The organism is Alicyclobacillus sp. CIJ1, assembly GCF_057538885.1.
The window spans coordinates 114,122-128,266 of the sequence record NZ_BAAJPH010000143.1; the positions used below are offsets into that span (position 1 = coordinate 114,122).

Here is a 14,145-nt window from a genome sequence, read left to right on the forward strand (position 1 = left end):
ATGCAGGGATGGGTCATCAAAGAAAACGACCTGTTTTGGTACGGAGACGCAGAGGGCCTGAGCGCGCATGCGGTTGAAAACGTTTCCGGTCACGGGCTTTACACGAGGGACACGCGCGTACTTTCCACGCTGGTGTGGCGCATCGAGCCCGACGTGTGGGTGGCATTGGACGCCACGGCTGAATCCGGATCGGAATCGGTATACCGTTACACCAATCGCCCTCCGCGTGCGGAACACGAGCCTCCACGCGAGAGCCTGCTGGTGGAGCGCCGGCAGCGCGTGGATGGGCATTGTTTTCAAGAAAGCGGTATCGTGCGCAATTTTGGCGATCGAGCCGTGCGTCTCGCCGTGATCTACGAGGTCGCGGCGGACTTCGCGGACATGTTCGAAGTTCGGGGGTTCCAGGTCGAGGCGCCCGCGAGAACCATCCGCACACGCGCATCCGGAAACGTTTGCTGTTTTTCCTATTCGTCTTCGGACGGGCGGACTTGGGAAACGCGCGTCGAGCTCGCTGCGCATCCAAGTCACCAGGGTGAGATGACACCCGTGCGGTGGATGGAGTCGGCCGGCGTAGGCAAGGCGGAGTTGTGCATGGTCGTCGAAGCCGGAGGTGTCGCGGAGTGGGCGCTCACGGTTCGACCGGAGGTGCGCGGAGGCGAAGAAGGCCCGGGCACAGGAGAAACAGGGATCGGCTTGTCTGTTTCCGAAAACGTTTCCAGCCATCTGCGTGGAGGCGCGGACGAGGGAACTGGGGCCGAACCGGCATATCTGTCGACGGAGAGGCTCTCAGCGCATGGGTGGCTTCAGCAGCCGCCGTCGGTTTCGGGAAACGAGTCGTTTCGACGTTGGTACGAGCAGGGCATGCGGGACATTCGCATGCTTCAGTCTGACTTCGGCTTCGGGCCGTTTCTCGTGGCGGGTGTCCCGTGGTATGCGGTTCCGTTTGGAAGGGACAGCTTGATAGCCGCCCGCCAGATCCTTTGTGTGGCGCCGGAGGTCGCGCGAGGCACCCTCGCCACGCTGGCTCACTTTCAGGGCACGTGTGTCGATCCGGAGCGGGATGAGCAGCCTGGGAAGATTCTGCACGAACTCAGGGACGGCGAACTCGCGCGCAGCGGGAAGGTTCCGTTCCGCCCGTACTACGGCAGCGTCGACGCCACGCCGCTCTTTCTCATCCTCCTCGCGGACTACTGGCGCTTCACGGGCGACACGCCGTTCCTCGCGCGGATGCTTCCCCATGCGGAGCGCGCGCTTGCCTGGATGGCGGATTACGGCGATCGCGACGGCGACGGGTTCATCGAGTATTGGCGCGAGGCCGAGGGCGGGATCGCCAATCAGGGATGGAAGGACTCGGGAGACTCGATGGTCCACGCCGACGGCAGCCTGGCGCAAGGCCCCATCGCGCTCGCGGAAGTCCAGGCGTATGCGCACACGGCGTACGTGGCTTGGCGTGACATTTACCGCGAGCTCGGCGAAATCGAGGAAGCGGAGCGGATAGCGAAACTCGCGGATGGGCTGCGATCCCGCTTCCTGCAGCACTTCTGGCTGGAGGATCGGGATGAAATCGCGATGGCGCTCGACGGAAACAAGCGCCCGCTTTGCGTGGCCTCGTCCAACATGGGCCAAGTGCTGTGGAGTGACATCCTGCCGTCCGAACTTGCCGCGCGCGTCGCAAAGCGCCTGCTGCAGCCAGACTTGTTCTCGGGATTTGGCATTCGCACGCTCTCTGCAAAGGAGCTCCGCTACAATCCGATGAGCTATCACAACGGGTCGGTCTGGCCACACGATACCAGCCTCGTCTTCGCCGGTCTCGTGAGGCATGGGGCCTGGGAGGAAGCCGAGCAGATCTTCGAGGGGCTCATGAGGGCGCAGGCGCAATTTCCGCACCATCGGCTGCCGGAGCTGTTCTGTGGGTTTTCCCGCGAGGAAAGCCATCGCCCTGTCCCGTACCCGGTTTCGTGCTCGCCCCAGGCGTGGGCGGCGGCCGTTCCGGCCCTTGTGCTGGAGAACCTGCTGGGTCTGCGCCCGGACGCGCCTCGGGGAGCATTGACGATGGTCCCGCGATTGCCGGCGAGCATGCAGGAGTTGAAGGTGCACGGGCTCCGCATCGGTCGAGGGACGTTGTCGGTCGAGATCGCGCGTCGGGACGGATGTGTCTTGGCCCATGTGGTGGAGAATACCACGGGTCTGCGGGTGGATGTCATGGACGGCGCGAAGGAGGTGATGTCCGCCAGCTGAAGACGGGTCGCTGAACTCGATGAAGGAGACAAGCGGGGTCAAACCGAATCGCGGGAGGTTGAAAGGACATGAAAAAACGGCTGATGGGAATCGCGGGTGCGGCAGTAGTCGCGATGGGCGCGGTGACGGCATGTGGTCAGGCGCAGAACGTGCCGTCCAGCCAGGCGAATGTCGGCAGCGCGTCGGCGGCGCCCATTCATCTGACCCTGGGGATGTGGGCGTCGAGCCCGGCAGAAAAGCAGCTCGTGGAACGCCAGGTCGCCCTCTTTGAGAAAGAAAATCCGAACATCAAGGTGAGCATCCAAGTCATCACGGGCAACTACTTGCAGGCGTTACAGCCGATGCTCGCCGCGCACGACGCGCCGGACATCTTCTACGTGGATTCGTCCTACGCGCCAACGCTCGAGGCCTCGGGCGCTATCATGCCGCTCGACAGCTTCATTAAGCAAGATCACGTCGATCTGTCCGACTTCCAGAAAAATCTGCTCGACGCGTTCACCTGGCAGGGGCACATCTACGGCTTGCCAAAGGACATGAACACCATGGCCTTGGAGTACAACCCGGCGCTTCTCGCCAAGGCGGGCATTCAGTCGCCGCCGAAGACGTTCGCGCAGTTTGACCAGGACGCCGCGAAGTTGAAGGCCAAGGGCATTGTGCCGCTGGACATGCCCATTGACGTGGCGCGCTATTATCCGTTCATCGTCGATATGGGCGGGAGCTACTACAACAAGGCCACGAACCAGGCCACCTTCACCAATAAGGCGAACGTCGCGGGTCTCACGTGGTTTATGAAAGAAATGGAAAGTGGCAACTTCGTTACGCCGCAAGACCAAGGCGGATCCTGGGCAGGTGTCCCCTTCGCGGAAGGCAAGGCGGCCATGGCCCTTGAGGGCGCTTGGATTGTGCCGTTCATGCAGCAGACGGCGCCGAAGATGAAGTACGGCATTGCAGACTTCCCGTCGCTCAACGGGCATGATGCGAACATGCTGTTCACGGTGGCGTACGAGATGTCGAAGTACACGAAGAACCCGGATGCCGCTGCGAAGTTGCTCTTCTTCATGACGGGCAAAGAGGCGCTCAAGATGACGGCTGATTCGGGCCTCGCCATTCCCTCACGCACCAGCGAGCAGGGCGAGTTTCTGAAGAAGTATCCGTCGTACAAGGGCTTCGTGGACGGCCTCAAGGGCGCCATTCCTTATCAGTTTGGCACGCTCGGGCAGAACTTCCTCGATGCCATCAACAATGCCACGCAACAAGGCATCCTGAAGAAGGAATCGGCGCAGCAAGTCCTAAGCCAGGCGCAGCAGACGCTCGCTTCGCAGATGAACGATTGACGCTCTACGCGGCGGGGCCTGAGGAGGCTCCGCCGCCGGGATCAAGGAGGGGGTTGGCATGAGCGTCGCAAACTCCGCTGCCGAGCGGGTCACGGGGCGCGGCCGGCGCATCCGTTGGAACGTGGTGGAACAGGCGCTCGCCGGTTACTTGTTCATTCTCCCCGCCATCGTGGAGTTGGTCGTCTTTCTCCTGGGGCCCATCCTGTACGCCTTTGTCATCAGTTTCAAGCACTTTTCGTATTTGGATCCTTTGGACTCGCATTTTGTGGGATTCCTGAACTACGTTCATCTCTTCGAGGATCCGGTGTTTTTGCGGGCGCTGTGGAACACCACGGTGTACGCCCTCGTGGTGGTGCCGGTGCAGACTGCGATCGCCATGATGCTGGCCGTGATCGTCAACCGCATCCGCGGCAAGACGATCTTCCGGGTCATCTACTACCTGCCGTCGATCACGTCGACCGTTGGCGTGGCGGTCATCTTCAGCTTTCTGTTCCAGCCGAACGGACTGCTGAACCGCCTGCTGTGGATCCTGTTTCACATCCAGGGGCCCGACTATTTCAACAGCCCTATCTTCGCGTTTCCAGCCATCATGGCGGTCGCCGTGTGGACCACGGCAGGCCAGTTCATGGTCATCTATCTCGCGGCGCTCCAGGAGATTCCCGAGGAGCTGTACGAGGCCGCAGCCATCGATGGCGCACAGGGGTTCGCCATGCTGCGTTACATCACCATCCCGTCCCTTCGGCGGACCACGTTTCTCGTCGTGGTGCTCGGTATGATTGGCGCGTTCCAGGTGTTCGATCTCGTCTACGTCATCTCGAGCGCGAGCTCGCTCCCGCAGCAGTACACCATGACGGTGGTGCTCGATCTGTTCGAAAAGGGCTTCCGCACCATGCAGATGGGCTATGCGTCCGCCATGGGTTTTGTGTTGTTTGCCATTATTTTGATTCTGACGCTGATTCAGCAGCTGTGGCTCGGAAGGGAGGACGCATGAGATGCGTATGGCCACGCCCGCACCATCCCCGTCCTGGCGCCGCGCAAGCCTGTGGATGTATGCGATTGCCGTGATCTACGCCGCCATTTCGCTGGTGCCCTTTCTGTGGTCCATCTACACGTCCGTCAAGCCGACGTCCGAGGTGTTTCAACTGTTCGTGCCTTGGCGGACGCTGACGCTGTCGAGCTATACGTCCATCCTGGAGAACTTCCCGTTTGGGCGCTGGTTTTTGAACAGCGCCATCGTGGCGTTCATCGTGACCGTGGGAAACCTCGTGGTCAATACGTTTGCGGGTTACGCATTTGCGCGGCTTCGCTTCCCGGGCCGGGGCTTTCTGTTTTACGTCTTCCTCGGCGTCATGATGATCCCAGGACAGGTGGTCTTAGTTCCCATTTACATGCTGCTCGCGCACCTCGGCTGGATCGACACGTACGTCGGGCTCACCGTCCCGTTCTTGCTGAGTTCTACCATGGTGTTTTTGTCGCGCCAGTTCTTCCTCGGCATCCCGAAAGAGCTGGAGGAGGCGGCTCGCATCGACGGCATTGGATACTTCGGGATGTTCTTTCGCATCATGCTGCCGCTCGCGCGTCCGCTCCTGGCCGCGCAGACCATTTTGACGTTCCAGGGCAACTGGAACTCCTTCCTGTGGCCGCTTCTCATCGGTCAAACAACGGACATGTACACGTTGCCGGTGGGGCTCAACTCGTTTTATGGCCAGTACAACGCGTATTGGAACAGCGTGATGGCGGGCATGGTGCTGCTGACGGTTCCCATGATGGTGGTGTTCATCATCTTTCAACGCCAATTCATTCAGGGCGTGTCCCAAGCAGGACTCAAAGGCTGACCGGAAGTGCGGCGGTGCGCAAGAAAAGGGGCTCCTCGTGGGAGCCCCTTTGTTGCTCGTGCGCGTTTCCTTACGCTTGCTGCTCGCGCATGAAGTTGCGGAGCACTGTCTGCAGGATACCGCCGTTGCGGTAGTAATCCACCTCGATGTCGCTGTCGAGCCGCACGAGCGCTTGGAACGTGAACGACGATCCGTCCTCGCGCGTGACTTCGACCGTGACCGTCTGGCGCGGCTTCAGGTCGTTCGACAGCCCCTTGATGGTGTACACCTCGCGTCCCGTCAGGCCAAGCGTCTCCGCGTTTTGCCCGTCGATGAACTCGAGCGGCAACACGCCCATGCCGACCAGGTTGCTCCGGTGGATGCGCTCGAAGCTCTCCGCGATCACGGCCTTCACGCCGAGCAGGTAGGTACCCTTCGCCGCCCAGTCGCGGGACGAGCCCGTTCCGTACTCCTTGCCGGCGATGACCACAAGCGGGGTCCCATCCGCCTTGTACTTCATCGCGGCGTCGTAGATGGGCATCACTTCGCCCGTTGGGAAGTAGGTCGTGTAACCGCCCTCCGTGCCAGGTGCCACCTTGTTGCGGATGCGGATGTTTGCGAAGGTACCGCGCATCATGACCTCGTGGTTGCCGCGGCGCGAACCGTACGAGTTGAACTCATGCGGCTTCACGCCCTTGGACTGCAGGTACTGGCCAGCTGGGCTTGACGGCGCGATGCTGCCCGCAGGCGAGATGTGGTCTGTCGTGACCGAATCGCCCAGGTATGCGAGTACGCGCGCGCCCTGGATGTCCTGGATGTCCGGAACCTCTTCCGACAGCCCCTCGAAGAACGGCGGCTCCTGGATGTATGTCGAATTCGGATCCCACTCGTACAACTCGCCCTTCGGGACGTCCAGCTTGTTCCACCGCTCGTTCCGGTTGAACACGCTCTCGTATTCCTTCTTGAACATCTCCGGGTTGATGATTTGCCGAATGACCGCCTGAATCTCCTCGTTCGACGGCCAGATGTCCTTCAGGAACACATCGTTGCCGTTCTCGTCCTTGCCGAGTGGCTCGTTGACGAGATCGATATCCACCGTGCCCGCGATGGCGTACGCCACGACGAGCGGCGGCGAAGCGAGGTAGTTCGCGCGAACGAGCGAGTGGATGCGCCCCTCGAAGTTGCGGTTGCCTGACAGCACCGCAGAGACCAGAAGGTCATTCTCCTGAATCGCTTTGGCCACTTCCTCCGGCAGCGGACCGCTGTTGCCGATGCACGTGGTGCAGCCGTAGCCGACGACGTCAAAGCCAAGCTTGGAGAGCGGCTCGAGCAGGCCTGCGCGCTCCAGGTAATCCGTGACGACGCGAGATCCGGGAGCGAGCGATGTCTTCACGTAGCGCGGCGTCTTCAGCCCTTTCTCCACGGCTTTCTTCGCCAACAGCCCCGCGCCAATCATCACGGACGGGTTGGAGGTGTTGGTGCAGCTCGTGATGGCGGCAATCACGACCGCGCCGTGGTGGAGTTCGTCTTTCTGCCCGTCCGGATATTGGACGACGGCCGTCTTATCCCGCTGGTCCGCAAGCCCGAAACCGCCCTCCGACACGGGCTTCTCGAGCGCCGCCTCGAAATTCTTCTTCATATCGGAGAGGAAAATCTTATCCTGCGGCCGCTTCGGACCCGCCATCGTCGGCTGGACGGAGCCGAGATCGAGCTCCAGCGTGTCGGTGAAGACCGGATCCGGCATGTCGTCCGTGCGGAACATGCCCTGCGCCTTCGCGTACGCCTCGACGAGCTGGATAAGCGATTCGTCGCGGCCGGTCAGGCGTAGATAGTCGAGCGTCGCCTGGTCGATGGGGAAGAAGCCCATCGTCGCGCCGTATTCAGGCGCCATGTTGGCAATGGTCGCTCGGTCGGCGACGCTGATGTTGGAGAGGCCGGCACCGTAGAACTCGACGAACTTGCCGACCACGCCCTTCTTCCGCAGCATGTTCACGACCGTCAGGGCGAGATCCGTCGCGGTCGCGCCCTCGGGCAGTTTGCCGGTCAGCTTGAAGCCGATGACCTCAGGCTGCACGAAGTACAAGGGCTGACCGAGCATGCACGCCTCGGCCTCGATGCCGCCCACGCCCCAGCCGAGGACGCCGACGCCGTTGATCATGGTCGTGTGCGAGTCGGTGCCGACGAGGCTATCCGGGAAGACGACCTGCTCGCCGTCGACGGTCCGCTCCTGGACCACGCGTGCGAGGTACTCGAGGTTCACCTGGTGGACAATGCCCATTCCGGGTGGCACCGCGCGGAAGTTATCGAACGCGGTCTGTGCCCAGCGGAGGAAGCGGTAGCGCTCCTCGTTGCGCTCAAATTCCTTCGCGATGTTGAATTCGAGCGCCTCTTTAGAGCCGAACGCGTCCACCTGCACCGAGTGGTCGATCACGAGATCCACCGGGATGAGCGGGTTGATTCGCTTCGGATTGCCGCCGAGCTTGTGCATTGCGTTGCGCATGGCGGCCAGATCCACCACGACGGGCACGCCCGTGAAGTCCTGCAGCAGGATGCGTGCTGGCTTAAAGGGGACCTCGGACTTGGCCGGGTTCTCCGCGTTCCAATTGGCGAGTTCTCGCACATGCTCCTCTGTAATGACGCGACCGTCGTACTGGCGGAGCACGGATTCAAGGAGAATTTTGATGGAAATGGGGAGGCGGGAGATGTCGGCTACGCCTTGCTCCTGAAGAGCGTCCAGGCGGTAGTAGGTGTAGGACTTCCCGCCAACGGTGAGGGTCTGTTTGGCTTGAAACAGATTGGCGCCCACCCTGACTCACTCCTTCTATCTGGTTTCTGCCTCTATTTTGCGACGCGGCCCCCGCATCTGTCGAATCCTCATCCAGATTGCCGATACCGATATCGAAAACCTGCGACGGACGAGGGCGTGGAAGCGTTCGCATGAGACGAGTCCTTTGTCACTCTACTACCATGGAGGAATTTACGCAAGGTGCCTTGGCACCGGCTGACGAACCAAAAGAAAAGGCCCGACCCCAAGGGCCAGGCAGGCACCGCGTTCGTTATCCGCGATTCAAAAGCAGCACGAGCATGGACACGAGCGAAAAGCACGCGCTGATGAGGTACACCACAGTCACCGTCTGCACCTGCGTCAGCCCGAGGCGCAAGAGCCAGTGGTGCACATGGTTCTGATCCGGCTTGTACACCGGCCGTCCGGCTCGAGCCCGCAAAAATACCACGCGGACCGCATCGAAGATGGGCACGCCCAGGGCGAGGATGGGCACGCCGATGGAAACGACGGTGGCTGATTTGAAAGCGCCGACCGACGCAATGGAGGCGAGCAAATAGCCAAGCACGGTGGATCCCGCGTCTCCCATGATGATGCGCGCGGGATAGAAATTGTGTCGCAGGAAGCCGACAGCGGCTCCCGTCACCGCAATCGCAAACCAGGCGGAGGCTGTGTCGCCCTTGATGAGCGCGACAAAGAACAGCGTGGTCGCCGAGATGGCCGCGATGCCGGCCGCAAGGCCGTCGACGCCGTCGAGAAAGTTGAAGACGTTCGTGACGCCTACAATCCACAGGAGCGTGAGGAAAAGCGAAAGATAAGGAGGAATGGCCACAAAGTGGTGACCGCCGAAGGGAGACGTGAATCCCTGGATGGCGCCGCCGAAGAGCGGCACCATGAGCGCCGCGAGGATCTGCACCACGAAGCGAATGCCGACGGAAAAGTCCTTGCCTCTCGTCTTGTAATAATCATCGAGCAGGCCGATGACAAAGAGCATCGCCGCGCCAATCACGACGCCGATGTACGGCGTATCAAACCAGTCTTTCCAGAGCGAACCTGCGAGAAATGCCCCGATGACGCCCGCAAAAATGGCGGCGCCTCCGAGCAGCGGAAGCGGATCCCGGTGAATTTTTCGCTCGTTGGGAAGATCCACGAAACGGTACCGGAGCGCGACTTTTCGCATATGCGGTGCCAACAGGTAGGCGAGTGCGAAAGCTACAATACCCGACAGCCAAAGGGGCATACGTTTCTCTCCCTAGCTCGTGTCATTCCACGGCAATTATACTAAACACGACCCTTGGCGGCTATACTGCAATCTGTGTCTTTTCAGGGGCCAAAGTATGTCCGTTGGATGACAAATGGAGCACAACCGTTGAGTTTCCGCGCACTCTTTGCAAACATAGTGAGCGGAAACGAAGGTCGGCGTGCGGCGCTCATCGACTCTCGTGGCCTCATGGCGAAGGATGTGATGAACCGTTGCAAGCAAACGGCATTGTGTATCAGGAGCCCCCGAAGGGCGTTGAATCCGCGCGGGCCACGCTTCGCGATTACCTCTCTATTATGAAGTGGGGCATCACCGTCGCCAACCTGATGGCGACGTTCGCCGGACTTTGGGTGGCGTCCGGCGGCCATCCGCCGCTCAGCATCATGCTGCTGACGCTCGTCGGCACGATGTTTGTGGTGGCAGGAGGCGCGGCGCTCAACAATTTTTACGATCGCGACATCGATCAGCGCATGCCGCGGACGAAGATGCGCGCCGTTGCGCGAGGGAAGGTTTCCCCAGGTGCGGCGCTTGGTATCGGACTTGCCATGAGCGCCATTGGCCTCGCGGTGTTGCTCGTCGGCGTGAATTGGCAAGCCGCCGTCTGCGCGTTTGTGGGCCTATTCGTGTATTCCTATCTGTACACCGTCTGGTTCAAGCGGCACACCACGTTGAACACCGTGCTCGGCGGCGTATCGGGCGCCATGCCGCCGCTCATCGGCTGGGTGGCTGGGAGCGGTGGAACGCTCTCGCTCGCGGCTTGGTGCATGTTTTTCACCTTCTTTTTGTGGCAGCCACCGCATTTCCTGCCGCTCGCGATGAAAAAGACGGAGGACTACCGAGCGGCCGGTGTGCCGATGCTCCCGGTGGTTCGGGGATTTCGCGAGACGAAGCGGCAGATTGTCTTTTACACCGCCGCCATGGTGCCAGTCTCGTTGATGCTCACCGTGCTCGGCGCCGAGGGCTGGCTGTACTTCGTGGTCATGGGCGCACTTGGGCTGTGGTTCTTGTACCTCGCGGTGAAAGGATTGTTCGTCCCTCCGGAGAAGGACATGGCGTGGGCCAACCAGGTCTTCCGCTTTTCGCTCATCTACCTCACGGCCCTCTGCGTCGTTTCGGTACTCTCGGTTTCCATTTTGTGATGAACGAAGCCTCTGGGGCGGACTGCGCGTTCGCCGCAGGGGCTTCGCGCTTCTATCATCCTATTGACATTGCGCCGAGAGTCCGCTTTCCTAAGAGTGTAAACGATTTCGCAGACGGCACGCGTGTCCTTGTATTTCATCCATGAAAGGATGTTGCACTGGTGAAAGCAGCGCGCCTGCATGCATTCCACACGCCCTTTTCCATCGAGACCATTCCCGATCCCGATCCCGGTCCGGAGGACGCCGTCGTCCGCGTGCGTGCGGCCGGCGTGTGTCGGAGCGATCTTCACATCTGGCAGGGGGAACTCGCCTGGGTGGGGATCCGCCCACAGTTGCCCATCATCCTCGGCCACGAGTTCGGCGGCGAGGTCGTGGCGGTGGGGCGCAATGTCCGCCGCTTCGCGGTGGGCGATCGCGTCACTGTCCCATTTCACAACGGCTGCGGCCGCTGTCCGCAGTGTCAGTCGGGCAGGTCGAATCTGTGCGACGAGTTCGGATTTTACGGCGCGACGTATGACGGGAGCTTCGCGGAATATGTGCGAGTCCCCAACGCTGACTTCAACCTCATCCGGTTGCCCGACGAGGTCGATTTTGTGACTGCGGCCGCCATGGGGTGCCGTTACATGACGGGCTTTCATGCCGTCATGCGGGGCCGCGTCCAGCCCGGTGAATGGGTAGCCGTGCACGGCGCGGGCGGCGTCGGGTTGTCCGCCATCCAGGCGGCTCACGCTATCGGCGCTCAGGTGATTGCCGTGGACATCGACGACGAAAAGCTCGAGAAGGCGCGAGCCGAAGGCGCCGCAGTGACCATCAACAGCCGGCGCGAGGAGCGCGTGTTCAAGGCCATCAAGCAGGTCACGCGCGGAGGAGCACATGTGAGCATCGACGCGCTCGGGCTCGCCGAGACGGTGTTCAACTCCGTGCGGTGCCTGCGCAAGGGCGGGCGCCACGTCCAGGTTGGCCTCACCTCCTCGGCTGAGCAGGGCATGGTGGCGCTGCCGGTCGACATCATGACCACGGGCGAGATCGAGTTCATCGGAAGCTTTGGTAACCCGCACGTCGCTTTCGACGGCTTGTTGCGGTTGGTCGCCGCAGGGAGGCTCCGGCCCAAGGCGCTCGTGGAGCGCGAGGTGGCCCTCGCCGAGTTGAACGACGTGTTCGATCGCATGCTGCGCTTCGAGACGAAGGGGTTCAACGTCATCACGTCGTTCGCGTGAAGTGGTGCAACAACTTTCGAGGGGGAGTCGACTGTGCAGACGCGAGCCGCTGTCCTCCTGGAGATGGGGGCGAGGCCGCCTTACGCATCCACGCGGCCGCTTCGCCTGGAGACGCTGGAACTGGAACCGCCGGGGCCGGGCGAGGTCCTCATCCGGGTGCGCGCCGCCGGCCTGTGCCACTCGGATCTCTCCGTCATCGAAGGCGCCCGCCCGCGGCCGATGCCGATGGCCCTCGGCCACGAGGCGGCTGGCGAAGTGGTGGAACTTGGCGAAGGCGTGACCGATTTGGCGCCTGGCGATCACGTCGTCTGCGCCTTCGTGCCAAGCTGCGGGCACTGCGGCCCCTGTCAAGAGGGACGGCCTGCGCTCTGCGAGCCGGGCGCCGAGGCGAACGGCCGCGGGACACTGCTCTCGGGAGCGCGCAGGCTGCGCCTTGGCGAAGAACCCGTCCATCACCACCTCGGCGTGTCGGCCTTCAGCGACTACGCCGTCGTCTCGCGCCGCTCGCTCGTGAAAATCGATCCGTCCCTCCCATTTGAGCACGCGGCGCTGTTCGGCTGCGCGGTCATGACGGGCGTCGGCGCGGTCGTCAACACGGCGCGCGTCCCCGTGGGCGCCTCGGTCGGCATCGTGGGCCTCGGCGGCGTGGGGCTCGCCGCGCTGCTCGGCGCCGTGGCTTCGTCAGCCCGGCACATTGCGGCCATCGACGTGAATCCCGAGAAGCTCGCGTTCGCGCGCGAACTCGGCGCAACGCACACGTACGACGCGCGCGATCCCGGCGTGATCGACAGGGTGCGCGCCGATTCGGCGGGCGGCCTGGAGTACGTGTTCGAGACGGCGGGCTCCGTCGCGGCCATGAAGACGGCGTTTGCCGTGACGCGGCGCGGCGGGACGACCGTGACCACTGGGTTACCGGATCCGCGCCACGAGTGGAGCGTGCCCCAAGTGCTCCTTGCGGCAGAGGAGCGCACGATTCGCGGATCGTACGTGGGAAGCTGCGTCCCGTCCCGCGACATTCCGCGCTTCATTTCGCTGTTCCAACAGGGAAAGCTCCCCGTCGACAGGCTGGTGTCGGACGTGATCGATCTCGACCACATCAACGAGGGCTTCGATCGCCTCGCCGCGGGCGAGGCCGTGCGCATTGTCGTGCGCATGAGCGGGACATGATCCGCGTATTGGTTGAAGGACGGGCCCTCGTTCGGTAAGATCCGTCTTGGGACCTCATCACGTAGCGGGGAGACGAGAGTATGTATCGTCGCTGGGAGACGAAGCCGGTTCGCGTCGGCGACGTCGTGATCGGCGGGAGCAATCAGGTCATTGTGCAGAGCATGACGACGACCAAGACGGCCGATGTCAAGGCGACGGTGGAGCAGATTCACCGTCTGGAGGATGCCGGCTGTCAGGTCGTGCGAGTGACGGTCAACAACCGCGAAGCTGCTGAGGCTATCAAGGAAATCAAGCGGCAGATTCATATTCCGCTTGTCGCAGATATCCACTTCGATCACCGGCTCGCGCTCGAGGCCATCAAAAACGGCGTCGACAAGGTGCGCATCAACCCCGGCAACATCGGCAAACGCGAGAAGGTGGAGGAAGTCGTCAAGGCGTGCAAGGAGCGCGGGATTCCCATTCGCATCGGGGTCAACGCGGGATCGCTTGAGAAACACATTCTCGAGAAGTACGGCTACCCAACGGCGGAGGGCATGCTCGAGAGTGCCGAACATCACGTGAAGATCCTGGAGGACCTGGATTTCGACGATATCATCATCTCGATGAAGGCTTCCGATGTGCCTCTCGCGATTGAGGCCTATCGCCTGGCGGCCGAGCGGTTCCGCTATCCGCTTCACCTTGGCATCACCGAATCGGGCACCCTGTTTGGCGGGACCATCAAGAGCGCAGCCGGCCTCGGGACGCTTCTCCACATGGGCATTGGCAACACCATTCGCGTGTCGCTCTCGGCGGATCCTGTTGAGGAAGTCAAGGTGGCGCGCGAGCTGTTGAAGGTGTTCCACATCGTGTCGGACGCCGTGACGATTGTGTCGTGCCCGACGTGCGGGCGGATCGACATCGATCTCATCAGCATTGTGAATGAGCTCGAGGATTACGTGCAAAACATCCGGGCGCCCATCAAGGTGTCGGTGCTGGGGTGCGCCGTGAACGGCCCAGGCGAGGCGCGCGAAGCGGACATCGGCATCGCGGGCGCTCGTGGCGAGGGGTTGCTGTTCCGCAAGGGGCAGGTCGTGCGGAAAATTCCGGAGCAGGATCTGCTCACCGAGCTGAAAAAGGAAATCGATACGATGGCGAAGCGGTACGCGGAGACGGGATCCATCTGGTGATTGCGGACGCGCGCCCGGCTGCCGGCG

General features: G+C 62.0%; 10 protein-coding genes. 8 read left to right on the forward strand and 2 right to left on the reverse strand.

The window, feature by feature from the left end; translation table 11 throughout:
- The 4 genes from AC27E8_RS13565 to AC27E8_RS13580 all read left to right on the forward strand — a co-directional run bounded on the left by AC27E8_RS13565 (position 1) and on the right by AC27E8_RS13580 (position 5,407).
- The gene (locus AC27E8_RS13565) at positions 1–2,238 is read left to right on the forward strand and encodes an amylo-alpha-1,6-glucosidase (protein ID WP_487099817.1); all 2,238 of its coding nucleotides are present in this window, start codon (positions 1–3) and stop codon (positions 2,236–2,238) included.
- A 68-nt stretch (positions 2,239–2,306) separates the two neighbouring features.
- Positions 2,307–3,572: an ABC transporter substrate-binding protein gene (locus AC27E8_RS13570; protein ID WP_487099818.1), complete on the forward strand. Its 1,266-nt coding sequence runs from the start codon at positions 2,307–2,309 to the stop codon at positions 3,570–3,572.
- 58 nt (positions 3,573–3,630) lie between these two features.
- Positions 3,631–4,563 carry a carbohydrate ABC transporter permease gene (locus AC27E8_RS13575; protein ID WP_487099819.1) on the forward strand — a complete coding sequence of 311 codons (933 nt, stop codon included), beginning with the start codon at positions 3,631–3,633 and terminating at the stop codon, positions 4,561–4,563.
- Position 4,564: 1 nt separating this feature from the next.
- Complete coding sequence (locus AC27E8_RS13580; RefSeq protein ID WP_487099820.1) at positions 4,565–5,407, forward strand: carbohydrate ABC transporter permease; 843 nt, start codon at positions 4,565–4,567, stop codon at positions 5,405–5,407.
- A gap of 70 nt (positions 5,408–5,477) precedes the next feature.
- Here AC27E8_RS13580 and acnA read toward each other — a convergent pair whose 3' ends face one another.
- Together acnA and AC27E8_RS13590 are read right to left on the reverse strand one after the other, a co-directional pair.
- Entirely contained in the window at positions 5,478–8,192 is a 2,715-nt protein-coding gene (gene acnA, locus AC27E8_RS13585) for an aconitate hydratase AcnA (RefSeq protein ID WP_487099821.1), read from the reverse strand.
- Positions 8,193–8,442: 250 nt separating this feature from the next.
- Positions 8,443–9,408 (reverse strand): MraY family glycosyltransferase, encoded by a 966-nt coding sequence (locus AC27E8_RS13590; RefSeq protein ID WP_487099822.1) that lies wholly within the window; start codon positions 9,406–9,408, stop codon positions 8,443–8,445.
- Between the two features lie 233 nt (positions 9,409–9,641).
- Between AC27E8_RS13590 and cyoE the strand changes: the two genes are divergently transcribed.
- From cyoE to ispG, 4 genes are all read left to right on the forward strand, one after another.
- The gene (cyoE, locus tag AC27E8_RS13595; protein ID WP_487099823.1) at positions 9,642–10,568 is read left to right on the forward strand and encodes a heme o synthase; all 927 of its coding nucleotides are present in this window, start codon (positions 9,642–9,644) and stop codon (positions 10,566–10,568) included.
- 161 nt (positions 10,569–10,729) lie between these two features.
- Positions 10,730–11,785 carry a zinc-dependent alcohol dehydrogenase family protein gene (locus AC27E8_RS13600; RefSeq protein ID WP_487099824.1) on the forward strand — a complete coding sequence of 352 codons (1,056 nt, stop codon included), beginning with the start codon at positions 10,730–10,732 and terminating at the stop codon, positions 11,783–11,785.
- A 33-nt stretch (positions 11,786–11,818) separates the two neighbouring features.
- Complete coding sequence (locus AC27E8_RS13605) at positions 11,819–12,952, forward strand: zinc-dependent alcohol dehydrogenase family protein (protein WP_487099825.1); 1,134 nt, start codon at positions 11,819–11,821, stop codon at positions 12,950–12,952.
- Positions 12,953–13,032: 80 nt separating this feature from the next.
- Positions 13,033–14,118: a flavodoxin-dependent (E)-4-hydroxy-3-methylbut-2-enyl-diphosphate synthase gene (gene ispG, locus AC27E8_RS13610; protein ID WP_014463784.1), complete on the forward strand. Its 1,086-nt coding sequence runs from the start codon at positions 13,033–13,035 to the stop codon at positions 14,116–14,118.
- The last annotated feature ends 27 nt before the right edge of the window (positions 14,119–14,145 follow it).